The sequence below is a fragment of the Paraniabella hibiscisoli genome (assembly GCF_022512515.1).
GTDB classification, from domain to species: Bacteria; Bacteroidota; Bacteroidia; order Chitinophagales; family Chitinophagaceae; genus Niabella; species Niabella hibiscisoli.
Map to the genome: position 1 here is coordinate 3,331,942 of NZ_JAKWBK010000001.1, position 21,808 is coordinate 3,353,749.

The window sequence follows — 21,808 nt, forward strand, 5'->3', positions numbered from 1 at the left end:
TAAAAGAGAGGAAAACTGCAGAGAGATAATACATTTTTCGGCACTGATACTAATCAGTTTTCCCTCGGGAGTCGTTTTGATTTTTTGAGCAAAGGATGCCTGCCTGAAGAAAACAACTTTCCGGCCAACAAAGAAAATTCAAAAAGAAATCGCCACTTGAGACATTTTATTGATCTTTATAAAGCAAAAAATGTAATGGATAAAGTAAAAGCCTATGATGAAATGGATTATTTTTATTCACCACTATTTTCATAATTTATTGCACGATAAAGAAAAAGTAATAATTTATTATTAAATTACAATATGCTGGACCCAGAGGAATTACAGAAATACAAAAGTGAAGGCTATACTCCACTATCTTAATTCCGCCGAAAAACATCAGACAAACTAATCAGAACAGGTATGACAACCAAAACATTCAAAGAAGAATTTCGAAAGAGAACTAAAAGTATAGATAACATAATGATTGAAGCGATGTTCAGCGACTATGTTTTGTATAAAAAAGGAAAACGGAATGGCGTACTATTCGATAACAAACCGCTCTTGGTTTCTACCGAAACCTGAAAAAATTATTGCCCGATGCACTTGAAGAAACTTCTTTTGATTGGGGTTACTGCGCTTTTGCTACGAAAAAAACTACTTAAAAAGCAGCCAATCGATAAGGTGGGACGCATCATCCGGATGTATTATATAAACATTGATTTAACTAAAAACGGAATAAAAATAGTTAACCATTTCTACTCAAAATGGCTTACCTACAACGACAAAAACGATGATAAAACCGATGCAAGGGTGGTAGACATAAAAACGCTGGAAAAGTATTACACTAGAATTCTTGCAGAGCAAAATATTGTATAACGACGGATTATTCAAATCAGGCACAACAAACTATGGAAGCCCAGGAAATTTATATTACAGAGCTAAACGCAATGCTTGAAAGAGCTATCAAAAGAATGAATGAAGAGCATCCCCACTTTGTTATTTACACGGCAAGCATTTGGACTGATAAAGATGCAAAAGTGAGTGCCATAAGTTTTGACAGCAAAGAGAACGCATTGCAAAAGATTGAGAAATCAAATGAATGGGACCGGAAAAAGTATGAAAAATTTCTTGCCGAAGGAGATTTGGAACAAGCAGAGCTTTTTAAGCCCGAAGAAAGCGATCGGCTTTACAATCCTGCCGATTTTGAATGGGCAAGTTTTGAAGAATGCGAACACGAAACGGTACCGGGAAAATGGTATCTGGCACTTAAAAATTTGGTAAATCGGCATTTGAAAAACTCATCCTAACGGCAAATACCGATAAAGAAAAATTTGAATTTGGAATTAACAGCACCCGCGATTGGTACGATAAATCGTGGAGCGTAAACAAGTAAACCCAATGGATTATTTAGAACAGGCACAGCAGGACATTTCTAACCGAAAGCATGGGTTTGAATATTTTATGCTTTTACTGGGCATTTTCCTTACGTGGTCGGCAGTTGGCAACTGGAACTGGTTTTATAATCCTCCCTACAACTCGGTAAAAATCCCATTGGCTATTGGCTGGGGCGCAAAGCATTTAGATTGACCATTTTAATTTTTGGCATTTTTTAATAGCCGGTGCGGTTTGGCTTTTAGTGGGGAGTAAATAACAACTGAAGATATAAAAAGGGCTTAACGAAATAAATGTCAATATTATCCAAACCTAAAAAGTATTGAAAGTTCATTAACGAACTATAAAAAAATACTTAAAGCCAACAACGCCGGTATTTACATGTATTGTTATTACGTTTATATAGTTAGTAATGAAACAGTACTCCACTAAGAAGGGGTGCCAAAAAGCCGGGCTGAAGTTCTTCAATTGAATATTGGTGTTAGGTTCAATTAGGAGAATGTTGTCGCCAGCGCTTTATATCAAAAAGTACCCCCTGTTAAAACAGGGGGTACATCTATATGTATAATTGATTGCCTTATTTGATCTTACTAACTGCTACTTCATTAGTAATTTTTTTACTTCTGTTTACGTTATATGAGCTCAAGGTTTTACCTTTTGTGTTGGAGATGGTAAAGGTTAGCTCATAATCGTTGCCAACCGCATTGTCAAACTGGTAGTTACGAACGATCTTTGCACCACTTACCTTTTCATTGTACAATATATTTCCGTCAGTATCTGTAACAGATACAAAAAAGTTTCTTTGGTATCGTTGTTTAATGATAGCCTGTAAACAGGAGATTCGTTCAGATTACCTATGTAAGCAATCTCAGATTTTTTGTCATCTTCAAAACCAGCAAAAGCAGGTGTAAAAGCGGTTGTTAGTATAGCAACTAATGCTACAGCTAATGTTTTTGTGTTAGATAGGATATTCATCGTATTGAGTTTTATGTTTATTTAAAAATGGAATGAATGTTTAAAATGACCTTTATCTTCTGCGATAGGCCATTAATGCTGCTACTTGTTCGATACGGAACTTGTAGTTAAAGTGTTTGCAAATAGTACTGCCAACCGGAGTGCTACTTTTTCTGCTTTTAAAAGAACTGTTTTCATCATCTTTCTTTGATTTTTAATTTATAATCTGTAACCGTTACTGGTTGTTTGATTATGTATTGACAACACAAAGATAGATCGCTTAATGTGGCGTTTGAAACCAATGTTTTGTTGCTTTTAAGAAGCTGAAATTTTGTATTTATTTCCCAGTATATTGATTGTCAGTTGTTTATTGTGTATGGTTTAATGATGTCCAAACATCAGATTCCCGGTAAAACAAATGAAAATGAGTTATCAAGTACAGGAGGTCTTACATTTGTAGCTATGTCGATTAATGTACAAGCCTATCAGCAGTTGATAGCAGAATTGAGCTCCCAGAATGTAAGCCTGGTAGCGGTTTCCAAAATAAAGCCGGTATCAGATATTCAAGCTTTATATGACCTGGGCCAAAGAGATTTTGGTGAAAACTATGTACAAGAGCTGTTAGATAAGCAAGCACAATTGCCTGCTGATATTCACTGGCATTTTATAGGGCATTTACAGAGCAATAAGGTGAAGTATATAGCGCCCTTCGTTCATTTGATCCACGGCGTGGATAGCTTTAATTTATTAAAGGAGATCAATAAACAAGCGCTGAAAAACAACCGTATTGTCGACTGCTTATTGCAGGTACATGTGGCACGGGAGGAGACTAAGTATGGTTTGGATGAAAAAGAACTCCACGAGGTTTTAGCACAGTTGCCGGCACTTAAAAATGTACAGATCAAGGGCCTGATGGGCATGGCCAGCTTTAGTGATGATGAGGCACTGGTACGCAATGAGTTCAGGCAACTGAAAAAGCTCTTTGAACAATTAGGTCAACCTGCTATCTCAAACATTAAACCTCAAATTCTATCCATGGGAATGAGCGGCGATTATAAAATGGCGGTAGAAGAAGGAAGTACCATGGTACGTGTAGGCAGCCTGCTTTTTGGAGCAAGGGTGTAGCAGGAGATTTAAAATGCAAAGTTTGAAGTTCAAGATTTGAAAATGCTTTGTGTATCATTTTAGTTGCTAGAAGGAAATAGCAAAAAATGGATAGCCATAAGTAGGTACGAGACAGTAATATATGATATTCAGATTTCAATAATAAATTATCAGTAATCTTCGAGGGGGTTATCTCTTTTCGTTTCCTGTTAGAAAATATAAAATAGCCGATGAAATCAACCTCATGATATTTTTCTTTCTTCCCTGAGAATGCATTATTTTACGCAGAATTGTTACCATAATCCTATGCGTAAACCATTCAAGTCCGAATATGACGTAGTTATTATTGGGGAGGTGTTGGCGGACTCACAGCCGGAGCATTACTAAGCAAAGCCGGTCTTTCCGTTTGTATACTGGAAAAGGAGCCTCATGTAGGCGGCTACCTGGCTGGCTTTCGCAGGAAGGATTTTCGTTTCGATACGGCTATACATTGGCTGAATCAATGTGGACCGGAAGGCGTTGTAGGAAAAATATTCGCTATACTCGGTAAGGATCATCCTGTTGCTGTTCCTCAAAAAAGAATCAGGCGATATATGGGTAATAATCACGATTACCTGCTAACCAATGACCCGGAAGAATTAAAAGCCACTTTGATACAGGAGTTTCCCCACGAAAAAAAGGGATTGAAGCATTTTTTAAAGCAGCAAAAAAATAGGAAAGGCTTTTAACGAATACAGCACCGTATTTCGCAGGGGAAAGTATGGGTTTCTGGGAAAGACTTAAAAATAAGTTACCGATTATTAAATTTGGTTCCGCGTTTATTCCGCACCTGGGCTATTCGGGCGAGGCAGGCATTACAAAAGGACTGAACAGGTATTTTAAGGAAAAAAACTGCATGATATTTTTGCGGCAGATGGCGATATTATCGGATGCCTGGTGCCTATTGGCTGGGCTTACTACGGAGATTTTCAGTCACCACCCAAGGGCGGTGGACAGGTGATCCCGGAGTGGCTGAGCTATCTCGTAAACTATTATCAAAATGATGTTTTTATCAATTGCGGGGTTGAAAAGATATTGTTGAAAAATAACAATGCAACAGGTTTATTATTTAAACACAGGGGAGAGGTGCATGAGGTAAAAGCCAGGCATATTATAGCGGCTTGTGATGTGGAAACCTTGTACAATAAAATGTTGCCACCTGCTGTTCTTTCTGAAAAATTGAGAACGAGAATGCAGGATGCAGATATTTACAGTAGCTCGTTAACTATTTCTGTTGCATTAGACTGCCATCCGGGTCAATTAGGGTTTAATGAAGAATTGATACATATCAGCAATAATGAGGCAAGTATAGAGGAACATTCGGGTGGTGATCCGTTAAAGAGTGAGATGGTTGTGCTGACGCCGTCATTGAGAGATCCCTCTCTTGCCCCTGAAGGTTGCGGCACTCTTACGATCTTTATGCCGGCTTACATGTCTTTTAAAGACGGCTGGCTTACCACGAAAGACGAGCAAGGGAACTATATAAGAAATGAAGACTACAGGCATCTTAAAAATGAGATTGCCGAAGTTTTAATTGATCGCTTAAGTAAAATTATCGCACCAGATCTGCGCGCTCATATTCTTTTTTATGATGTGGCAACGCCTGTAACTCACTGGCGGTATACCGGCAATAAAAACGGAACGATGATGGGGGCTAAGCCAGGCCGGGAGAATATGAAAAACAAAGTAGCGCATTATCAAACGCCTATCAGCAACCTGTTGGTAGGAGGACAGTGGGCAGAACTGGGCGGTGGTGTGCCTATTGCGGTGAAAGCTGGCACGAATGCAGCTTTGATGATTTTACAGAAAGAAAACCCTAAAGCCTTTAGATTACTGGCTGATTATATGGATGCAAGAATAACTGCTGAAGATTTTGAAGCCGCTGCCATATTTAAAGCCTACGATCATTCATGGCAGGCTAAACCAACGCCTGCTGAGCGAAAACGTAATTAGAACCTGGTGTATAGAGCCAGTTGCACTACATTGTTAACCGTATTGGTTACAGCGCCTTTTGCAAATACATTCATATATCCGGCTTCTGCATCAAATTTTTTAGAGAAGCGATACCCCGCTGCAATATAAGCCCGGTTTTGATCGAAGAAATGATTATTGGTATTCTTTTGATGATGAATATTGGCGAATACTTCGTTTTGCAAAGCGGCAAATGGTCCTTTAGTAAAACCACCTTCATTAGATTTCAGAGGTTGAACATGCCTGAAAAAATAGCGAAGCCGTTGTGCAAATACGGTTTGATCTCCTGCCTTTTCAATAAAGCGCTGCTCCAGCCTGAAGCGATGGCTAAGGCTGCCGGTAAAGGCCTTATGCGAAATAATATATTGTTCCCATATCCTGTGCTCCGTTAAAGTAGAGCCGTCCTGCGGAATGGTAGGTACATATAAGTATCCCAAAGTAGCGTTCTGGTTAGGTTTGATGTAATAGGTAAGTCCCGGGCGCACCAGAACATTTCTAACGCCATTCCATCCGTCATGACTACGTACCTGTACATCCAGGTGAATTCCCCATTTGTCATTGAGCTTAGTCCCGTTCATAAAGAAAAACCAACCGGTTTGTTCATGTCTTGTTTGAGCGGACAGATGATTACATAAGAATAGGAAAGGAATTAAAATGGCGGCAAATCTTTTAGTCATTCGTTTTAATCTTGTGGTTGTATACAAGGGATCGTGACATTTTTTCTATTACTTCTCTATTCCAATATCTCCCCAAAAATGCGACACACCCAATTCGAACAAATATAACGAGGCTAACTAAAAAATGTTTAATTTTAGGAAGGAATTGTTAACTGTATGAAGATCATCCTAATCTGGCTATTGGTCGGGATTGCTTTTCTAACCTGTAAAAGAGAAAGACCCGATGATAACGGAACATCCCCCACCGGTAGTGATGGCCCGTTTAAAGATTACAACAAAGACATAAGAATTGCTAACTGGAATATAGAATGGTTTGGCGATCCGTCCGGATTTCATGGAAATTTGAATGACCAGGAATTGAATGCAGCAAAAGTGCTGAAGTACCTGGATGCAGATCTGTATGGTCTTTGCGAAATAGTGGACACCACGCGCTTTGGTCGTATGATCAGGAATAACCTGGGCGATGATTTCAGGTATACCGTTTCATTTTTTACAGGTGGCATGCAGAAAATGGCTTTTGTATATAACCGGCATATTTTCAGGAACGTATCGGTGCGGCCCTTTATGGCCATCAGTGCACCTGCCTATTATAATTTTGGAAACAGGTACCCTTACCTGCTTCAGGCCGAAGTATCTGTTAACGGTGCAAAGAAAGAAATGAGCTTCCTGCTGATTCATGCTAAAGCTGATGATGATCTGTCTAGCTATAATCGCAGATTGAACGGTGCGTTGGAGCTGAAAGATAGCCTGGACACTTATTACAACGGGAAATACTTTATGATCCTGGGGGATTTTAATGACAATTTCGATAAAAGCATTATTCCCGGAAAAATATCTCCTTACCGGAATTTCCTGGATGACGCGGTAAGGTACAACGCTATAACCGCACCCTTAAATATTCCGGGCAACCAGTCTTCACTGGGATATGCCAACTCAGTAATCGATCAGCAGGTGATCAGTAGTAATATGACAAACTGGTATCTACCCGCCTCTGCCCAGATAAGAACGGATGTGGTTAATGCTGTGCCGGGCTATTCATCAGGTAACACCTCCGATCATTATCCTGTAACATCAGTTTATCGGGTTCGTCCTTAGTTTATAATAAGATTAATACATCAACTATATGGGTGGCATCTTATTTGTTTTTCCCGTTATAGCAGTATTGTGTCGTAAATCGCTTGTAGTTTGTCGCTTTCTTACAACAAACATGATGTAATAGCATTATAAGTTTGTCTTAAAATAAGTATATGGAAAACCTTATAATTGAAAAAGACAAACGCGTGATTGTTTGTCAGGCAAGTTCCTTTCCTGACGGTATAATGGATGCTTTTCAGAAGTTACATAGCAAAGTGCCGGATGCTTTCAACAGAACCACTTATGGCATTTCAAGACCTGAAGGTAGTATGGACCATATTGTTTATAAAGCGGCAGTCGATGAATCCTACAAAGGAGAGGGTAAGGAGCTGGGATTTGCTACTGTTATTATACCGGCCGGCAGCTATAAAAGTATCACCATAAAAGATTTTATGAAGAACCCACAAGCTATCGGTTCAGCCTTTACTGAGCTGTTAAAAACGTCTGAATTAGACTCTGAAGGGTTTTGCCTGGAGATCTATAAAAATGATAACGAGGTTATCTGCGCCGTACCTCTAAAGCGAAAATTATGAGCAGGATATTTGTCTCTAACTGGATTTCATTAGATGGTATTTTCTCTGGTCGTGGTGGTGATACAGGTTGGTTCACCAGCGATGAAGAATTGATGCATTTTAATCTGGAACAACTGAATCAGGCTGACACCATTCTTATGGGACGTACAACTTTTGATTTAATGGTAGGCTACTGGCCCGGCATTGAGGCGAGTCGTGATTTTGCGGATGCGTATAAGTTGATGAATGAAAGCAGGAAACATATTTTTTCCAAAACAGTAAGGGATTCGGATTGGCAGAACTGCTTCTTTCATGACGATATTAACGAGGAAGTGATCAGTCATATAAAGGCGTCTACTCATAAAAATATTGTGATATTAGGCAGTGGAGTGGTTTCCACACAATTGCAAGCTATCGGGTTAATAGATGGGTACCATATTTTGTTAGATCCGCAAATAAAGGGCGAAGGAAGGAGATTTTTTGATGCGAAACATTGTCCGAAATTAAAATTAGAAAACGCAAAGAAGTTTGATTGTGGCGTTGTTTATCTGCAGTATTCAGTTGTTAAATAATTGTAAGCATTTGTTTTCTTGTCAAATGACAAGCGATAGCAGGATCATTGCATACTAATTTTGAAAAACGATTATTTACTATAAAGCCAGTTGTATGAATAATAAGATCTATCCCTGTGTATGGCTCGATAAAAACGGCAAAGAAGTCGCGGCATATTATAAAAGTATTTTTCCTGATACACATCTTACGGAAGATAATGGTCTGGTTCAGATGCTCAGCATCACTGGTCAAAATCTGATGTTATTAAGTGCTGGTCCGCATTTTAAACCTAATGCTTCTATTTCTTTTTTAATAGCCAATAAAGAAGAAGGCGAAACAGTGCGTCTTTTTAGCGAATTGTCGAAGGATGGAAGTGTTTTAATGCCATTAGATAGTTATCCTTTTAGCACCAAATACGGTTGGGTGCGCGATAAGTTTGGTGTTACCTGGCAATTGCTTACTGGGGATAAAGGCGACACCGATCAATACTTTGTTCCTACCTTGATGTATGTAAACCAGCAGAACGGTCGTGCTAGAGAAGCGATTGAATTGTATACCAGGATATTTCCGGGGTCTCAAACGGAAGGTATAATGGAGTATGACGGAACAGAAGATACAAAAGGTAATGTGCAGCATGCTCAATTTCATATTGATCACTATACGATGGCCTGTATGGATAGCTCACTGCCACACCAGTTTAATTTTGATGAAGGTATTTCCCTGGTGGTGATTACGGCAGATCAGCAGGAAACGGATTACTATTGGAATAACTTGATAAAAGATGGGGGCAGGAAAGCATGTGCGGCTGGTTGAAAGATAAATTTGGGATGAGCTGGCAGATCGTACCTCAAAAGCTGATGATCCTGACGGGGCAGGAAGACAAGGAGAAAGCAAAGAAAGTTACCGATGCTTTAATGCAGATGCAAAAAATAGACATTGACAAGCTAAGTGCTATTTCTGCAGCCTGAAGTAACCATTTCGTAACCTTTAAACATATAAATATGAAAGATCTTAGTTTTTCAATTATCATAAGTGCACCGCTGGAAAAGGTATGGAAGACCCTTTGGGACGATGATACCTATCGCAAATGGACAGCTCCTTTTAATCCGGGCTCTTATATGGAGAGTGATTGGCAGGTGGGGGCAAAACCTTGTTTTTAGATGCGGAAAGAAATGGTATGTTGTCTACTATAAAAAGGCTGGAGCCACCATCACTTGTAGAATTCTCTCATTACGGAGAATTGAATAAAGGGGTGGAGGATACAACGAGCGACAGGGTAAAAGATTTTGCTGGCGCTGTTGAGCGGTACGAGCTGCTTCCCGATAGTGAAGGTACTTTATTGAAAGTACTGGTACAAACTACTGAGGAATATGAACAAATGATGAATGATGGCTTTACCAAAAGCCTGCAGGCATTAAAAGAACTGGCCGAGCAGACCGACAGTCCGGTTAACACAAAGCCTGATTATAATTAACGTTTTAAATATAAAAAAACTAATACTTTATGGCATTCAAATTAAACCCTTACCTCAATTTTGATGGTAACGCTGAAGAAGCATTTAATTTCTATAAATCTGTTTTCGGTGGTGAGTTTGCCGGTGGTATCATGAAAATGAGCAGCGCGCCCGGCACGGAAAACCTGCCTGATGACGAAAAGGGGCGGGTGATGCATGTTTCTCTACCACTGGATAACAACCAGACATTGATGGCTTCGGATATTGTTCCTTCTATGGGGCATAAATTAACACAGGGTAATAATGTTTATTTATCTCTTCATCCGGATAATAAGGAAGAAGCTGATAAACTGTTCAACGCTCTGGCTGACGGTGGTAAGGTAGAAATGCCTATGGAAGATCAGTTCTGGGGCGATTATTTCGGATCATTGGTAGATAAATTCGGAATCGGCTGGATGGTGAATTATAATCCGGCTTTCTAAGCACCCTGTTATCAATTAACAGTAATTCTTTTCAACCAAAGCCTGCTGCGATATTAGTAGCAGGCTTTTTTGCTGGCATGTTTTTAGTTGCTGATGACTATAAATAATGTACTCACCTATAAAACCTTTGTTATGTTTGATATTAAAGAAAAAGAGCAGGTACTGGAGGCGAAAACACTTCAACTGGTCATACCTCAATACCGCATGCATACCCAGCTCTTCGATAATGTAATAGACAATATTTCCGGCTTCGACGCCTTGAAAAGGGTGAATGATGTAACCAATCATTTTGTTTGGATGGCGGGCAATATGGTCAATATCCGGTTTTGGCTGGCCAACATTCTGGGTGTTGAAGATAAAGACCCTTATGATGAATTGTTTAAAGATGCAAGGGCATTAGACCCGAAGGCTAACTATCCTGAGTTGAAGGATCTGAAAGACCAGTGGCATAAAATATCATCCCAATTGTATGATATGTTGTACCGGGTTACAGACGAAGAACTGGCGCAGCCTTACAACCTGGGAATGGGCGTTGATTTTTTTGAAGAAAATAAATTGAATATGATAGGCATGTGTCTTGACAGGGAGAGCTATCTTTTAGGACAAATGGGTTTAATGCGTAGAGCGCTGGGCTATGAAGGGATGAAGTATGATATTAATAAAGAAATACATTATTAAGGCGGATGGTGAAGAGGACTTTGTCTCGCCACAAAAAGCAAAGAGGCATTTTGTAAATCGAAATGCCTCTTTGCTTTTAATAGCATTGTTTAAGACCAGGCTCCCCAGTCAACATTTACTTCAATATCCGGGTGAAGGCTTTTGGCCACAGGGCAGGTATGGCCTGTATTTTTCAGTATAGCGATTGTCTTGTCGTCAATAGCAGCCAGGTTTTCGGGTATATGAAATTTTAGATCAATACCGCTTACACGTCTGGGTTCAGCCGCCATCTTTTTCAGTACTTCCACTTTTACATCGTTCAGGTCAAAGTTCATAGTGCGGGCTTTAATGCCCATTACTGTAACCATGCAGGTGGCAAGACTGGTTGCCATTAGGTCGGTTGGAGAAAATCTTTCTCCTTTGCCGTTATTGTCAACGGGGGCATCTGTTTCAAAATTAGAACCACTCTTTAAGTGGGTACAGGTGGTACGCAGGTCACCATTATAAATTACTTCCGATGTCATGTGTCAAATTTTGATAAAGATATGGTTTCCTGTTTTGAAAAGTTTAGCGATGCTGTTATGAATTTATGGCGGGTAGTTTTAATATGTCGCCGCAATGCGGCTCAATGGAGGTTTTGGGCGATTGTTATAATATACCGCCGCTCTGCGGCTGTATTGGATTTAGGCGTTATATATTAGATTGACGCCGTGTCGGGTTTGCATTTACCTCAACACTGAATTTTTAAAATGTGTTACAGTCATGGAGCACGACTAATGTGTAAACTGTTTTTAGTATATCATCCAATAATAAGCGATTTTGTGAGATCTAATGAGCCGTATAGCGCTAATCCCCCGATGTTTCTTGTCAATACATTGTCACGATGGGGATACATTGGGGTTTGGGGCGGTTTTATATTAATAGGTCGATGATTCGCGTCCACATTCATTTTAAAGTGAATTCTCAAATTACTACAGCTGCGTAGCGTAACTGATGTATAAAATGTTTTTAGTAAATCGTTCAATAGTGAAAGCTTTTTGAAGATTTAATTTGCCGCGTAGCGGTAACATATCGATAGAATTATCATTTTAAATGTAAATCCAGCCGCAGAGCGGCGACATATCATTCTGTCTATGATAGACTTTATGAAGCCACGAGCTGATATAGATGGATTTATCCAATCGTGTCCTTAAAGTTGATTTTTATTGAAAGCGTTATCAATACAGGTGTAAGCCTACACGAATAGTAGAAATATGATTAGCTAATAAATGACGTTGATGCGCCTTCAGTAGATGCCTACAAAGATTTAACCCAACTCAACACATAAGCCGCAACTTCTTCCCAACCTGTTTCACCGGCAATAAAATGGCTTTTGCCTTCAAAATGTTTATAATTAACACGGCTATTAGGGTCTTTATATTGACCGGCAATTTTTTTAGTAAAAGAAGAGGCGAAAATCGTGTCTTTACCACCTCCTATAAACAATAACGGTGCATGTGGTTTTGAAAAATCAACATTGGCAAAAAAACTTAATAAAGTATCTCTGGCTATTTTCCGGCTCTCGGGAACTGCAATGGCTTCGTATAACCGATCACTTTCAGCTTTGCTGTAATTATTAAAAAATGACGATGGTACCATTCTTTACTACCCATAAATGCACTATTTCCTTTAAACAGGTTTACAACAGGCCATACTGCTTTTACAGTAGCCCAGGGAGCTAAAACGTTTTTAGGAGGTGCACCGTCGATACTGATGCCAGCTATCGCTTTGTTCATTTCCACCAGTTTTTGTACCACCAGGCCGGCTAATGAGTGACCAATAACAATGGGTTTTTCAGGTAAGCTATCTATTAAGTTAACGATATTGTCAACCACATCTTTAAAGCCTGTTTGTACCAGTTGCGGATGAATCGTGTTTCTTAAACCGGCAGGTACCCTGGTGACCGGGATTGGCTGGTGTATGTACTGTATAGCCCTGTGCTTCAAAATAGGCTTTCCAATCATTCCATGTACTGTTGTTTACAAATAATCCGTGGATTAATACAATGTGCTTTGTGTTCATAACTTTAATTTTTAGTTTTTTATTTGATTTGATAACACAAAGCTCGCCCGCCGGAATGCCAAAAACTTTAACCTGGGTTAAAATCGTATTATTTACCTAAAATTCTTTTCCGGATGCGACTGAGCGAGGGACCCTGGATGCCGAGGTAGGAGGAGATATGGTATAATGGGATATTGTTGAAAATATCCGGGTGGTTTTTGATCAGGTCCAGGTATCGCTGTTCGGGCGACTTAAAGAGAAAGCTTTCTGTTCGTTCCATCGAAATATTAAAAGCTTCCTGGGCCAGTACTCTGCCAAATCTTTCCCATGCATGTGATTGCTGATACAGCTTCTGTAAGTCTAAAAAATGAATGCACAAAACTTCTGCTTCCGTCATGGCTTGTGTATGATAATCACAGGGTATTTGTTGAATAAAGCTTTTAAAAGAAACAACAAACTGGTTACCTGAATAGAGAAATACATTTTTATCCTCGCCGGTTTTTTCGTCAATAACATAGGAGCGAAAGACACCCTGCTTTACAAAGCCCAGGTATTTACATACCGACCGGTGTTCATTATAAAAATCCCATTTCTTAAAAGTTTCATTTTTCCAGTAGGGGATTGATTTTTCAAATTCTTGTCCTGGTAAACCAGCAAATTGTTTAAAGGCAAATGCCAGTACTTCAAAATCTGTCATAGCAAAAAGTTTGGATGAGGGCGTTTTCTTGTAAAACTAAGCTGCTTTTTGTTAGGATGCAAAAACCTGGAAAAATGATTAGTTTGTTATCCGTTTGCTGTAAAAGCAAAAAGAGGAAATCTCCTTGCCGGAATATTCCTCTTTTCCTTTATCAGTTTTTGATGGGCCCGTTCTGCCCATCAAAAACAGGTTGATTATGATCTTTTAGTTGTTGAAAGCAATTGCAAACTCCTTAGCAAAATCTTCCAGCTTTGTTGCGCCATTTACCGGTGCGCCAGTCTTTATAAAATCCTGCTGAATTGCGCCGCTCTTCAGGCTGGCGCCCATTGCAACGTACAGGCCAGCTATCTCTGCTGGTACACCTGCCTGTGTCATACCTTGCAGCGCTTCTTCATCGGTAAATGCCACCCAAGGTAATGCTGGTTTACCTATGGCAGTACCAATGGCGATAGCTATATCCGAAGCCGGGCGATAGTCGCTCACGATATAGCGCACTTTATTGCCCGTTGCCGGTTGTTGCAGTTCCTCAGCAGCAGCTACGGCAATATCAACGGGGTGCACCAGTGGAATGGATGCTGTGGCGGGCAGGTTAGACCCTATAATTCCGGCATTTTTGATCAGGGGCACATCATTGTAGTAGTTGGTATAAAAGTAACCTGCTCGCAGGTTGGTGATAGAAATGCTTTCGAGTTGATTGTAGATCTGTTCTATATTATATAAACCTTCAATAGGGCCGGTACCTGCTGGTACATCGGCACCAATGCTGCTTAACATCACTATTTTTTTACACCTGCATTTTTAAAAGCTGTTGCAAATGCTTTACCGGCGTTGGTAGTATTTTCAATAATATTGCTGCCGCCCAGGTTAGGTGGTGTCATCGCAAAAACGGCATCGGCATTTTTAAAAGCTTCGGTCAGAAACGCTGCATCCGTTACCGAACCGATAGCTGCTGTGGCGCCGAGCACTTCAATATCTGCTTTACGATCGGCCTGGCTGCTGATTGCCGTAACCTGGTGCCCTGCTTTTGTAAGAATGGGAATTAAGTTTTTTCCGATGTTGCCTAATGATCCTGTTACTGTAATTTTCATCTGTCTATTTTTTTTAATTAATTTTTTTGTTTGACAAGGCAAAGGTAACTTTGTACTTACTTTTATACAAGTACTTACCCTAAAGTATGTATTATGACAGCAGTAAAGAAAGCATCTACGATACAGGAGAATAAACAAATAGCCCTGGATCTTTGCCCCGTAACCTATGTAATGGAAAAGATAGGCGGCTACTGGAAACCTATTATACTTTATCATTTATCTAAGCAGTCCAAAAGGTACAGCGAGGTAAAACGGGCCATACCAGCCATCACTGAGAAAGTACTGATTCAGCATTTGAAACAACTGGAAGAAGATGGCCTGGTGATAAGAGAATCAAAACCGGTAGTGCCGCCCTTTGTAACTTATAGCTTAAGTACAGCAGGCAAAGGGCTGATCCCCGTTATCAACGCCATGGCCAAATGGGCTATTAAGGAACGACAAGGCGCATTTATGTAGAATAGGGTCTTTGTGCACAAAAACTTAAAAATCATTTTGAAGACAGCGGCTTTTCTAAATTTCAAAAGATTTTGAGGGACGCTGATTTATTGATATTTTGTCTTTGCTAATGAAACTGCTGCATAAGAGTGAACGCAATCATGCCAGAGACGCTTGTGTCAGAAAAACTGTTTATTCGAGTAATAATGCCAATAATTGAAACTTTATTGGTGTTTTTGTTTAAAAAGTAAAATAGCGAATTGTGTTTTGTTGTTTTATGGAAAATTTTAGATCGGGAACCTATATCAACAAAAAAACCTATAAAAGTTTTCAGCCTGAATTGATTAACAGGAATTGGGCGCTCAATGATATGAGCATTTAGCAACTTTTGAGTTAGGCTGATCGGCATTTAGGCGTTTAGATATGTATTCTAATTATGTAGACATAGATCATTACATAAAAATGCACATTGCTAAAGAGGCTACACAGTCATCGAAAATTGAGGCTACACAAACAAATATAGAAGAAGCTTTTTTGTCGAAAGATGAAATAAATGCCAACATGCGGGACGACTGGGAGGAAGTGCAAAACTATAGTACAGCTATGAATGAAGCAGTACAGCTATTACATACGCTGCCCTTCTCACCGAGGTTAATAAGGCAAACCCATAAAATATTATTACAAGGCGTAAGAGGTAAACACAAATTGCCTGGTGAGTACCGTAGTAGTCAGAACTGGATAGGCGGCGCCTCTATTATGGATGCTACTTTTGTACCGCCGGTTCATAGTTCAATAGCAGAGCTTATTTCAGATATAGAGAAATTTGCAAATGATGAGTTGAACCCATTACCGGAATTGTTAAAAGTCGCATTGATTCATTACCAGTTTGAAACCATTCATTCTTTCCCGGATGGCAATGGAAGGGTAGGCCGGTTGCTAATAACCTTATACCTGGTCGATAAGGGCATCTTAAAACGTCCTATATTGTACTTGTCAGACTTTTTTGAACGTAACCGCATGCTCTACTACGATAATCTGATTCGGGTACGCACGCATAACTATATAGGGCAGTGGTTTAAGTTTTTTCTCACTGGTATAATAGAAACTGCCAAAAACGGGGTAAGCACTTTTGATAATATTTTACAATTGCAAAGATCTATTGAAAGCAGGCTGAAAGATATTGGCAGCCGTAGCGGTGATGCTTATAAGGTGGTGAATTATTTATATAGTAATCCTATTATCGATGTACAGAAGTTGAGTGTAGTGACCGGTAAATCTTTAAAGCCTGCTTATAACCTGATGGCGCTTTTGGAAAAGCTGGAAATTGTAAAAGAAATTACGGGCGCACAGCGCAGCAAATTATATATGTTTGACGAGTATATGCAAATATTTAAATGATCACTATCCGGATAGGTGGTGGTATCGACACAAGTACATATTTTGATTTGATAGCAGACATATGTCGATTTATTTTATTCCATCGGCTCACCGCCCCTGGCAATTTTGTATTCATTCAAGAGCCTTCCGTCCTTAGAAAACACATGTACGCCAGATTGATAGTCCATATCTTCCCCGCTAAAATAAAAGGCTGCGAAACCGTCATTGGTTTGGGTGGCGTTTCGGTATTCAAATGAAGAAGCTTGCGTGGTCCATAACACCTTACCGGTATTCACATCGATGCGTTGCAGGTGTATGGGCGACTGTGGCGCTGCGGTGGTATTGCCCTGTATTACCAGGAAGTCGGGGCTTTGTATCATTACTTTAGCTGCAAAATATTTGCGGTTGGGGTCAAGAACTGTTTCGTTCAGCTGATCCCCATTTTTAGTAATTTTCAACAGGCGACTATTGTCATCCTTTGTTTTGAATGAAACCGCAGGCTGAGCTGCGTTTTCTGCTGCCTGTATCAGCAGGTACGCATCTTCTTTAAATAATTGATCGGTGGTAGGTAGGTAACGGAACTTTTTGCCATCATTGGTCAGCAGGTCCCAGCTGGTACCATACATACGCAACCGGGCAATGCCTGAGCTAGCTTCCGGATGGTTTTGTAAAAGAGTTTGTGTAACATCGTTAAGGCTATTGTTATCCCGGATAATCTTGAGGTAGATTTGTTCGTTATAGTTGATGTAAATGTCACCATTGCTTAGCTGGTAAAACTGGGAGCTATGCCCAGCCAGCCGCCTGATGCGCTTGAAAAGCAACTGACGCTTGATTTCGGACTTTGTAATCGGGTCAATAAATAGGGCATACCCATTTACCAGGTCGTAATTACCATCTTCACCCCTGAGTTGCTCCTGAACCATTCGTAACAATACCGGTCTGCCATTAGCAGTATTCGTATACACAAAATTTTCATGATATCTTAGTTCGTTTTTTTCTTTTTGTGCTTTAACGGCAGGGTCCTTCGATCCTCTAAATAGGCTGAAAGCTCCCATTAAAAAAATAAAGCCTATTACGAGAGCCAGGCCTATAAGGGCCTGTTTTGACTTGCCGGTATTAGCGCCCAGATTGGGTGTTACTGGTGTGTTTTCATGCTTATGTGTGATGTTGATATTGATATCATCATCGTCAAGGAAATACTCCGTTTGACAGCTGTTGCAGCGGTAGAAATGATTGCCGATTGAAGTTTTTTGCACGCCGCCACAGTGCGGACATTTAACTGCTTTTATATTTTTAGCCATGACTTGGCGGTTGTTTGTACTAAGAGTTTGGATTAGATGAATCGAGCTTTGGGTCAGCCTGAATGCCGGTAAAGTGGTTTGTATAGTTATGCCGCTGCATTAGAGTTTAGGATGGGCACGATTTTCACCATTTGGCCGCTGGTATCCTTTTTTAGGATCGCGGAAAAATACACCATAAACAATTACCAGTATAATGGTGAGCACGGCCAGTAAAACCAATGTGGCACCACTTCTTAGTACATCACCCGTGCTAACTAATTCAATACCCCAGATGCGTAAAACGATAATACCTATTAGTGCTATGCTGCATAATACGATTAACAGGCCAATGATCTTTTTCATGTAATTAAGTTTAATTAAAATTTTGCCAGCCATTCTTTTTCTTGGTATCAAATTCCTCCTGCGTAATAATTCCTTCTGTGAGCAACAGCTTCAATTGTTGCAGCTTTGTAACAACGTCTTCTGCAGGGGCATCCAGCTGTTGGGTTTTAGCACTATCAAAAGCTTTGCCCAACTCCATGCCTACGCCCAGTTGTAAGCCGGCTCCGGCCAGCCCGCCTTCGTTGCGGGCCGCGTCACGCAAGGCCTTCAGTTTTTCCATCTCCACATAGGTAAGTCCTCCTTCCGCGGCAGCCATCGCTTCGGCAGTAATATTGGCTACTTTGTCAATCCGTTCTTTGGTTGCGTCATCAAATACGGTACCGTTTACTTTAAAGTCGGTTAGTTCAAAGCCTAAAGCCTGCAGTTCGCCCAGCAATTGCTGCCTGATGGATTCGCTTAATACCGGTAGCTGTGCATCGATATGCTGATAAGACCATCCGCTTTGCGCTAATACTGCTGCCATGGCCTGTGGAAACCTGTTTTGCAATAGTTGCCTTGCATCCTGCACCAGGTATTGGCTTTGAGAGCCTACTACATTATTGAACAGGTGCAATGCATTTTGTATACGAAAAGCAAAGCTGCCATTGGCGCCCAGCTCCACCGGTATCTTATAAACCGGATCCATATACTTTACTGGTGTGGCGGTACCCCAGTTCTGGTTTACTATCTCAGCTGTTCTGTAAAACCATATCTTAAGTTTATGCTCGCTTTCAAATGCCGTCCGCAATTTCAGTAATGTTGTAACGAAGGGATGGTTATCGGTTTCCAGGTTATAAATACCTTGTTGATCAATATGATCAGTGACTTTCCCTTCATACACCAGTACAGCTCCCTGGCCAGGCCCCACCAATAATTTGCTGGCGTTCTTTATTTCATCATCGGTAGATGGAAATTGATATACCAGCACATCAGGTTGCTGACTGTTCCATTCTATTACCTGCGATAATTGCCTTCTAAGAAAATTTTTTATGCCCATTATTTTCACTAATTGGTTAGTAAAATTCGTTGAATAGCTACCGTATCAGCACTTATTTATACTGTAAACCATTAATACGGTGTCTCTGTAAATCTTTACAAATCTAAAATAATATAGCTGTACCCGTCCTGATAATATAAATCCGCCGTGGATGATTTATTATTCGTTGTGTAGTATCGGCCTATACTATTTTGTTGGGCCAATAAGCAATAATGCAGCCAGAATTGCTCGCCTTGTATTTAAAGGCGGCCAGCACCTGCACAAAAAAGCCCGGACCGAATCCGGGCTCGTACTGGTAGGTTGTTAATTTATTTGGATGGCTTTGCCGACATATAAAAAACCAAGTTGCCACCGGCTGTTAATGTACTATGATCAATGGACGTTCCTTTTACAGGTATGCCATTAAAGGTTACTTTGGACACATATACATTTTTATCCGACTGGTTCTTTGCATCTACGGTTAGGGTATTGCCATTCTCTAACCGGATCACCGCTTTTTTAACCGCCGGACTTCCCAACTGGTAGGTTTCGCTACCGGGAGCAAAAGGGTAGAAGCCTAAAGCGGTGAAAATATACCAGGCGCTCATCTGCCCGCAATCATCATTGCCTCCTAATCCATCAATAGCCGCCTTATATTGCTTTTTAAGGATCATGCGTACCCGCTCCTGTGTTTTCCAGGGCTGGCTGGTGAAATTGTAGAGGTATGCCACATGGTGCGATGGCTCGTTACCATGCACATAGTTGCCGATAATTCCCTCACGGGTAATATCCTCCGTGTGCGCAAAAATTCATCAGGTAAATGCATGGTAAACAGGGAGTCCAGATGGGGCAGGAATCTTTTATTGCCACCCATGGCTTCAATCATGCCTTTGGGGTCATGCGGAACAAATAAGCTGAAGTTCCAGGCATTACCTTCAATAAAGCCCTGGCCATGAGTAGAGAGGATGTCAAACTCTTTTTGAAACTACCGTCACTGCTTTTGGGCCGCATATAGCCGATTGAAGCGTCATATACATTTTTCCAGTTTTGCGATCTTTTGATAAAAGTTTCATAAACATCATTTCTTCCAAGCTTTTTAGCTGCCATGGCAATGCTCCAGTCGTCAAATGCATATTCAAGTGTAGTAGAAACTGAGTTGCCGCGTTTATCATCAGGAATATAGCCTAAACGGATGTAATCCTCCAACCCATCATAGTACTTTACGTTGGCAGTGGTGATGCAGGCATCCAATGCTTTGTTGTAATCAAATCCTTTTACCCCTTTCACAATAGCATCTGCAATAACAGGTACTGAGTGATAGCCGCTCATACACCAGTTTTCATTGGCATAATGACTCCATACGGGTAGCATTTTATGGGCACTTTGTTGCTGGTGCGCCAGCATACTTTGGATCATATCACTATTTCGTTTGGGTTGTACCAGGTTGAAGAAGGGGTGAAGTGTTCTGTAGGTATCCCAGAGTGAAAAAGTGGTATAGTTGGTGAAGTTCTTAGCAGTATGGACGTTCTGATCTAGTCCTTTATACTGGCCATTTAGATCGCTGTACACGGTAGGTCCAAGGAAAGTGTGATACATGGCTGTGTAAAAGTTGGTCATGTCGTCTTTACTCAAAGCTTCCACCTGTATCTTGTTCAGCTCCTGGTTCCATTGTTGCTGTCCCTGCGCTTTTATAGCTGCAAAATCCCATGATGGCGTTTCAACGCGAAGGTTTTCCAGTGCATTCACTGTACTAACAGGAGATAAAGCAAATTTTACTTTAATTTTTTCATCCTGCTCCGTTTTGAAGTTGAAATAAGCACGCAGGTTTTGCCCGATCATTTCAGGAAAATTCTGGGTTACATTAAACCGTCGCCAGAAGCCCTGGTATACCTGCTTTTAAATTGTGCATAGCCATAGCTTTGAATGGGCTTGGAAAAGCTCATGGCGAAATATACAGTACGGGTTTTAGCCCAGCCATGTGTTTGCTTGTAGCCTGTAATTAAAGTATCGTTTTCCACCCTTACAAAAGTCCAGGTGTTCTTATCATCATAATTATAAATACCATGCATCAGGTCGAGGATGATATGTGCATCATCTGATTTGGGAAAAGTATACTGGTGCACGCCCACACGGGTTGTAGTGGTCATTTCAGCCAGGATATTGTGGTCGTCGAGTTTTACTTTATAATAGTTGGGCGCTGCTACCTCGTTGCTGTGGCTGAAACGGCTGCGGTAGCCTGTTTCGGGCTTGTCGGCTGTTCCCGGGTTTAACTGTAGTTGGCCGGTCGTGGGCATGATCAGGAAATCGCCGAGGTCAGAATGGCCGGTGCCGCTGAAATGTGTATGACTAAACCCTACAATAGTTGGGTCATCATATTGATATCCTGCACAATAGCGATAAGCTGTACCGGTGTATTTCCCATCAGGGCCTGCATAAGGTATGGTATCCGTGTCGGGGCTTAACTGTACCGCACCAAAAGGAACCGTTGCTCCCGGATAGGTATGCCCCATCTTAGCCGTGCCAATCAACGGGTTCACATATTGAACCAGGTTATTGTTTTGTGCCTGCAATGTGCCTCCTGCTAAAAGGGCGGCTATGGACAGTTTTATTGCTTTATAGCTCATT

31 protein-coding genes and 2 pseudogenes are annotated in these 21,808 nt (G+C 40.7%); 18 read left to right on the plus strand and 15 right to left on the minus strand.

The genetic code is table 11. The features are described from left to right. Positions 1-585: 585 nt before the first annotated feature. From MKP07_RS20740 to MKP07_RS20750, 3 genes are all read left to right on the plus strand, one after another. A complete protein-coding gene (locus tag MKP07_RS20740; RefSeq protein ID WP_240848879.1) occupies positions 586-858 on the plus strand; it encodes a hypothetical protein in 273 nt (90 codons plus the stop codon). 32 nt (positions 859-890) lie between these two features. Next, positions 891-1,289, plus strand: coding sequence for a hypothetical protein (locus MKP07_RS20745; RefSeq protein WP_240848880.1), 399 nt, complete (start codon positions 891-893; stop codon positions 1,287-1,289). A 67-nt stretch (positions 1,290-1,356) separates the two neighbouring features. Continuing rightward, positions 1,357-1,569, plus strand: a complete 213-nt coding sequence (locus MKP07_RS20750; protein WP_240848881.1) for a hypothetical protein — start codon at positions 1,357-1,359, stop codon at positions 1,567-1,569. Positions 1,570-1,951: 382 nt separating this feature from the next. Here the strand turns inward: MKP07_RS20750 and MKP07_RS20755 are convergent, their stop codons facing one another. After that, positions 1,952-2,134 carry a hypothetical protein gene (locus MKP07_RS20755; protein WP_240848882.1) on the minus strand — a complete coding sequence of 61 codons (183 nt, stop codon included), beginning with the start codon at positions 2,132-2,134 and terminating at the stop codon, positions 1,952-1,954. Further along, positions 2,116-2,349 (minus strand): hypothetical protein, encoded by a 234-nt coding sequence (locus MKP07_RS20760; RefSeq protein ID WP_240848883.1) that lies wholly within the window; start codon positions 2,347-2,349, stop codon positions 2,116-2,118. The genes MKP07_RS20755 and MKP07_RS20760 overlap by 19 nt, the downstream gene beginning before the upstream one ends. A 363-nt stretch (positions 2,350-2,712) precedes the next feature. Here MKP07_RS20760 and MKP07_RS20765 point away from each other — a divergent pair, with 363 nt between their 5' ends. The 4 genes and pseudogenes from MKP07_RS20765 (at position 2,713) to MKP07_RS20775 (ending at position 5,424) form a co-directional block, all read left to right on the plus strand. Continuing rightward, the gene (locus MKP07_RS20765; protein ID WP_240848884.1) at positions 2,713-3,453 is read left to right on the plus strand and encodes a YggS family pyridoxal phosphate-dependent enzyme; all 741 of its coding nucleotides are present in this window, start codon (positions 2,713-2,715) and stop codon (positions 3,451-3,453) included. 389 nt (positions 3,454-3,842) lie between these two features. Further along, positions 3,843-3,908 (plus strand): annotated as a pseudogene (locus MKP07_RS20770) (hypothetical protein); the annotation flags it as partial. A 117-nt stretch (positions 3,909-4,025) separates the two neighbouring features. Beyond that, on the plus strand, positions 4,026-4,160 hold the full coding sequence (locus MKP07_RS39160) for a hypothetical protein (RefSeq protein ID WP_262919398.1): 135 nt from the start codon (positions 4,026-4,028) through the stop codon (positions 4,158-4,160). Positions 4,161-4,368: 208 nt separating this feature from the next. Beyond that, positions 4,369-5,424 (plus strand): phytoene desaturase family protein, encoded by a 1,056-nt coding sequence (locus MKP07_RS20775; RefSeq protein WP_240848885.1) that lies wholly within the window; start codon positions 4,369-4,371, stop codon positions 5,422-5,424. On the opposite strand, the gene MKP07_RS20780 is transcribed toward MKP07_RS20775, so the two are convergent. Beyond that, complete coding sequence (locus tag MKP07_RS20780) at positions 5,421-6,119, minus strand: DUF2490 domain-containing protein (RefSeq protein ID WP_240848886.1); 699 nt, start codon at positions 6,117-6,119, stop codon at positions 5,421-5,423. The genes MKP07_RS20775 and MKP07_RS20780 overlap by 4 nt on opposite strands. Before the next feature lie 156 nt (positions 6,120-6,275). Here MKP07_RS20780 and MKP07_RS20785 point away from each other — a divergent pair, with 156 nt between their 5' ends. The 9 genes from MKP07_RS20785 (at position 6,276) to MKP07_RS20825 (ending at position 10,930) form a co-directional block, all read left to right on the plus strand. After that, a complete protein-coding gene (locus tag MKP07_RS20785) occupies positions 6,276-7,214 on the plus strand; it encodes an exonuclease/endonuclease/phosphatase family protein (RefSeq protein WP_240848887.1) in 939 nt (312 codons plus the stop codon). Between the two features lie 152 nt (positions 7,215-7,366). Beyond that, positions 7,367-7,786 (plus strand): hypothetical protein, encoded by a 420-nt coding sequence (locus MKP07_RS20790; protein ID WP_240848888.1) that lies wholly within the window; start codon positions 7,367-7,369, stop codon positions 7,784-7,786. Next, entirely contained in the window at positions 7,783-8,337 is a 555-nt protein-coding gene (locus MKP07_RS20795; protein WP_240848889.1) for a dihydrofolate reductase family protein, read from the plus strand. The genes MKP07_RS20790 and MKP07_RS20795 overlap by 4 nt, the downstream gene beginning before the upstream one ends. Positions 8,338-8,431: 94 nt before the next feature. Next, entirely contained in the window at positions 8,432-9,130 is a 699-nt protein-coding gene (locus MKP07_RS20800; RefSeq protein WP_240848890.1) for a VOC family protein, read from the plus strand. After that, positions 9,127-9,285, plus strand: coding sequence for a hypothetical protein (locus MKP07_RS20805; protein ID WP_240848891.1), 159 nt, complete (start codon positions 9,127-9,129; stop codon positions 9,283-9,285). Before MKP07_RS20800 ends, MKP07_RS20805 begins: the two co-directional genes overlap by 4 nt. 33 nt (positions 9,286-9,318) lie before the next feature. Continuing rightward, positions 9,319-9,477 (plus strand): SRPBCC family protein, encoded by a 159-nt coding sequence (locus MKP07_RS20810; RefSeq protein WP_240848892.1) that lies wholly within the window; start codon positions 9,319-9,321, stop codon positions 9,475-9,477. Beyond that, positions 9,468-9,791, plus strand: coding sequence for a hypothetical protein (locus MKP07_RS20815; protein ID WP_240848893.1), 324 nt, complete (start codon positions 9,468-9,470; stop codon positions 9,789-9,791). The genes MKP07_RS20810 and MKP07_RS20815 overlap by 10 nt, the downstream gene beginning before the upstream one ends. Positions 9,792-9,820: 29 nt before the next feature. Then, positions 9,821-10,252, plus strand: coding sequence for a VOC family protein (locus MKP07_RS20820; protein ID WP_240848894.1), 432 nt, complete (start codon positions 9,821-9,823; stop codon positions 10,250-10,252). A gap of 132 nt (positions 10,253-10,384) precedes the next feature. Continuing rightward, positions 10,385-10,930: a DinB family protein gene (locus MKP07_RS20825; protein WP_240848895.1), complete on the plus strand. Its 546-nt coding sequence runs from the start codon at positions 10,385-10,387 to the stop codon at positions 10,928-10,930. 89 nt (positions 10,931-11,019) lie between these two features. Here the strand turns inward: MKP07_RS20825 and MKP07_RS20830 are convergent, their stop codons facing one another. The 6 genes from MKP07_RS20830 to MKP07_RS20855 form a co-directional block, all read right to left on the minus strand. Beyond that, positions 11,020-11,433 carry an OsmC family protein gene (locus MKP07_RS20830; protein ID WP_240848896.1) on the minus strand — a complete coding sequence of 138 codons (414 nt, stop codon included), beginning with the start codon at positions 11,431-11,433 and terminating at the stop codon, positions 11,020-11,022. Between the two features lie 772 nt (positions 11,434-12,205). Next, positions 12,206-12,394 (minus strand): alpha/beta fold hydrolase, encoded by a 189-nt coding sequence (locus tag MKP07_RS20835; RefSeq protein WP_240848897.1) that lies wholly within the window; start codon positions 12,392-12,394, stop codon positions 12,206-12,208. Positions 12,395-12,456: 62 nt separating this feature from the next. Beyond that, positions 12,457-12,912, minus strand: a complete 456-nt coding sequence (locus tag MKP07_RS20840; protein WP_240848898.1) for an alpha/beta fold hydrolase — start codon at positions 12,910-12,912, stop codon at positions 12,457-12,459. A 146-nt stretch (positions 12,913-13,058) separates the two neighbouring features. Continuing rightward, positions 13,059-13,646 (minus strand): Crp/Fnr family transcriptional regulator, encoded by a 588-nt coding sequence (locus tag MKP07_RS20845; RefSeq protein WP_240848899.1) that lies wholly within the window; start codon positions 13,644-13,646, stop codon positions 13,059-13,061. A gap of 204 nt (positions 13,647-13,850) precedes the next feature. Further along, positions 13,851-14,420 (minus strand): Rossmann-fold NAD(P)-binding domain-containing protein, encoded by a 570-nt coding sequence (locus MKP07_RS20850; protein WP_240848900.1) that lies wholly within the window; start codon positions 14,418-14,420, stop codon positions 13,851-13,853. 2 nt (positions 14,421-14,422) lie between these two features. Continuing rightward, positions 14,423-14,734, minus strand: a complete 312-nt coding sequence (locus tag MKP07_RS20855) for an SDR family oxidoreductase (RefSeq protein WP_240848901.1) — start codon at positions 14,732-14,734, stop codon at positions 14,423-14,425. A 93-nt stretch (positions 14,735-14,827) separates the two neighbouring features. Between MKP07_RS20855 and MKP07_RS20860 the strand changes: the two genes are divergently transcribed. Beyond that, positions 14,828-15,190, plus strand: coding sequence for a winged helix-turn-helix transcriptional regulator (locus MKP07_RS20860; RefSeq protein ID WP_240848902.1), 363 nt, complete (start codon positions 14,828-14,830; stop codon positions 15,188-15,190). A gap of 441 nt (positions 15,191-15,631) precedes the next feature. After that, a complete protein-coding gene (locus tag MKP07_RS20865) occupies positions 15,632-16,567 on the plus strand; it encodes a Fic family protein (RefSeq protein WP_240848903.1) in 936 nt (311 codons plus the stop codon). A gap of 74 nt (positions 16,568-16,641) precedes the next feature. Here MKP07_RS20865 and MKP07_RS20870 read toward each other — a convergent pair whose 3' ends face one another. The 6 genes and pseudogenes from MKP07_RS20870 to MKP07_RS20900 form a co-directional block, all read right to left on the minus strand. Continuing rightward, positions 16,642-17,847 carry a hypothetical protein gene (locus MKP07_RS20870; RefSeq protein ID WP_240848904.1) on the minus strand — a complete coding sequence of 402 codons (1,206 nt, stop codon included), beginning with the start codon at positions 17,845-17,847 and terminating at the stop codon, positions 16,642-16,644. 99 nt (positions 17,848-17,946) lie between these two features. After that, positions 17,947-18,189, minus strand: a complete 243-nt coding sequence (locus tag MKP07_RS20875) for a hypothetical protein (protein WP_240848905.1) — start codon at positions 18,187-18,189, stop codon at positions 17,947-17,949. 10 nt (positions 18,190-18,199) lie between these two features. Continuing rightward, positions 18,200-19,204, minus strand: a complete 1,005-nt coding sequence (locus tag MKP07_RS20880; protein ID WP_240848906.1) for an SPFH domain-containing protein — start codon at positions 19,202-19,204, stop codon at positions 18,200-18,202. Between the two features lie 308 nt (positions 19,205-19,512). Beyond that, positions 19,513-19,971, minus strand: a complete 459-nt coding sequence (locus MKP07_RS20885) for a glycoside hydrolase domain-containing protein (RefSeq protein ID WP_317236062.1) — start codon at positions 19,969-19,971, stop codon at positions 19,513-19,515. Then, positions 19,854-21,022, minus strand: a pseudogene (locus MKP07_RS20895) (GH92 family glycosyl hydrolase). Before MKP07_RS20895 ends, MKP07_RS20885 begins: the two are co-directional and overlap by 118 nt. A 17-nt stretch (positions 21,023-21,039) precedes the next feature. Then, the gene (locus tag MKP07_RS20900; protein WP_240848909.1) at positions 21,040-21,807 is read right to left on the minus strand and encodes a hypothetical protein; all 768 of its coding nucleotides are present in this window, start codon (positions 21,805-21,807) and stop codon (positions 21,040-21,042) included. Between the last annotated feature and the right edge of the window lies 1 nt (position 21,808).

Coding starts and splice junctions, on each gene's coding strand:
- MKP07_RS20745 (WP_240848880.1), top strand. CDS start 891: ATGGAAGCCCAGGAAATTTATATTACAGAGCTAAACGCAATGCTTGAA.
- MKP07_RS20760 (WP_240848883.1), bottom strand. CDS start 2,349: ATGAATATCCTATCTAACACAAAAACATTAGCTGTAGCATTAGTTGCT.
- MKP07_RS20765 (WP_240848884.1), top strand. CDS start 2,713: ATGATGTCCAAACATCAGATTCCCGGTAAAACAAATGAAAATGAGTTA.
- MKP07_RS39160 (WP_262919398.1), top strand. CDS start 4,026: ATGGGTAATAATCACGATTACCTGCTAACCAATGACCCGGAAGAATTA.
- MKP07_RS20780 (WP_240848886.1), bottom strand. CDS start 6,119: ATGACTAAAAGATTTGCCGCCATTTTAATTCCTTTCCTATTCTTATGT.
- MKP07_RS20785 (WP_240848887.1), top strand. CDS start 6,276: ATGAAGATCATCCTAATCTGGCTATTGGTCGGGATTGCTTTTCTAACC.
- MKP07_RS20790 (WP_240848888.1), top strand. CDS start 7,367: ATGGAAAACCTTATAATTGAAAAAGACAAACGCGTGATTGTTTGTCAG.
- MKP07_RS20795 (WP_240848889.1), top strand. CDS start 7,783: ATGAGCAGGATATTTGTCTCTAACTGGATTTCATTAGATGGTATTTTC.
- MKP07_RS20800 (WP_240848890.1), top strand. CDS start 8,432: ATGAATAATAAGATCTATCCCTGTGTATGGCTCGATAAAAACGGCAAA.
- MKP07_RS20810 (WP_240848892.1), top strand. CDS start 9,319: ATGAAAGATCTTAGTTTTTCAATTATCATAAGTGCACCGCTGGAAAAG.
- MKP07_RS20820 (WP_240848894.1), top strand. CDS start 9,821: ATGGCATTCAAATTAAACCCTTACCTCAATTTTGATGGTAACGCTGAA.
- MKP07_RS20825 (WP_240848895.1), top strand. CDS start 10,385: ATGTTTGATATTAAAGAAAAAGAGCAGGTACTGGAGGCGAAAACACTT.
- MKP07_RS20830 (WP_240848896.1), bottom strand. CDS start 11,433: ATGACATCGGAAGTAATTTATAATGGTGACCTGCGTACCACCTGTACC.
- MKP07_RS20840 (WP_240848898.1), bottom strand. CDS start 12,912: ATGATTGGAAAGCCTATTTTGAAGCACAGGGCTATACAGTACATACAC.
- MKP07_RS20845 (WP_240848899.1), bottom strand. CDS start 13,646: ATGACAGATTTTGAAGTACTGGCATTTGCCTTTAAACAATTTGCTGGT.
- MKP07_RS20850 (WP_240848900.1), bottom strand. CDS start 14,420: ATGTTAAGCAGCATTGGTGCCGATGTACCAGCAGGTACCGGCCCTATT.
- MKP07_RS20855 (WP_240848901.1), bottom strand. CDS start 14,734: ATGAAAATTACAGTAACAGGATCATTAGGCAACATCGGAAAAAACTTA.
- MKP07_RS20860 (WP_240848902.1), top strand. CDS start 14,828: ATGACAGCAGTAAAGAAAGCATCTACGATACAGGAGAATAAACAAATA.
- MKP07_RS20865 (WP_240848903.1), top strand. CDS start 15,632: ATGCACATTGCTAAAGAGGCTACACAGTCATCGAAAATTGAGGCTACA.
- MKP07_RS20870 (WP_240848904.1), bottom strand. CDS start 17,847: ATGGCTAAAAATATAAAAGCAGTTAAATGTCCGCACTGTGGCGGCGTG.
- MKP07_RS20875 (WP_240848905.1), bottom strand. CDS start 18,189: ATGAAAAAGATCATTGGCCTGTTAATCGTATTATGCAGCATAGCACTA.
- MKP07_RS20880 (WP_240848906.1), bottom strand. CDS start 19,204: ATGGGCATAAAAAATTTTCTTAGAAGGCAATTATCGCAGGTAATAGAA.
- MKP07_RS20900 (WP_240848909.1), bottom strand. CDS start 21,807: ATGAGCTATAAAGCAATAAAACTGTCCATAGCCGCCCTTTTAGCAGGA.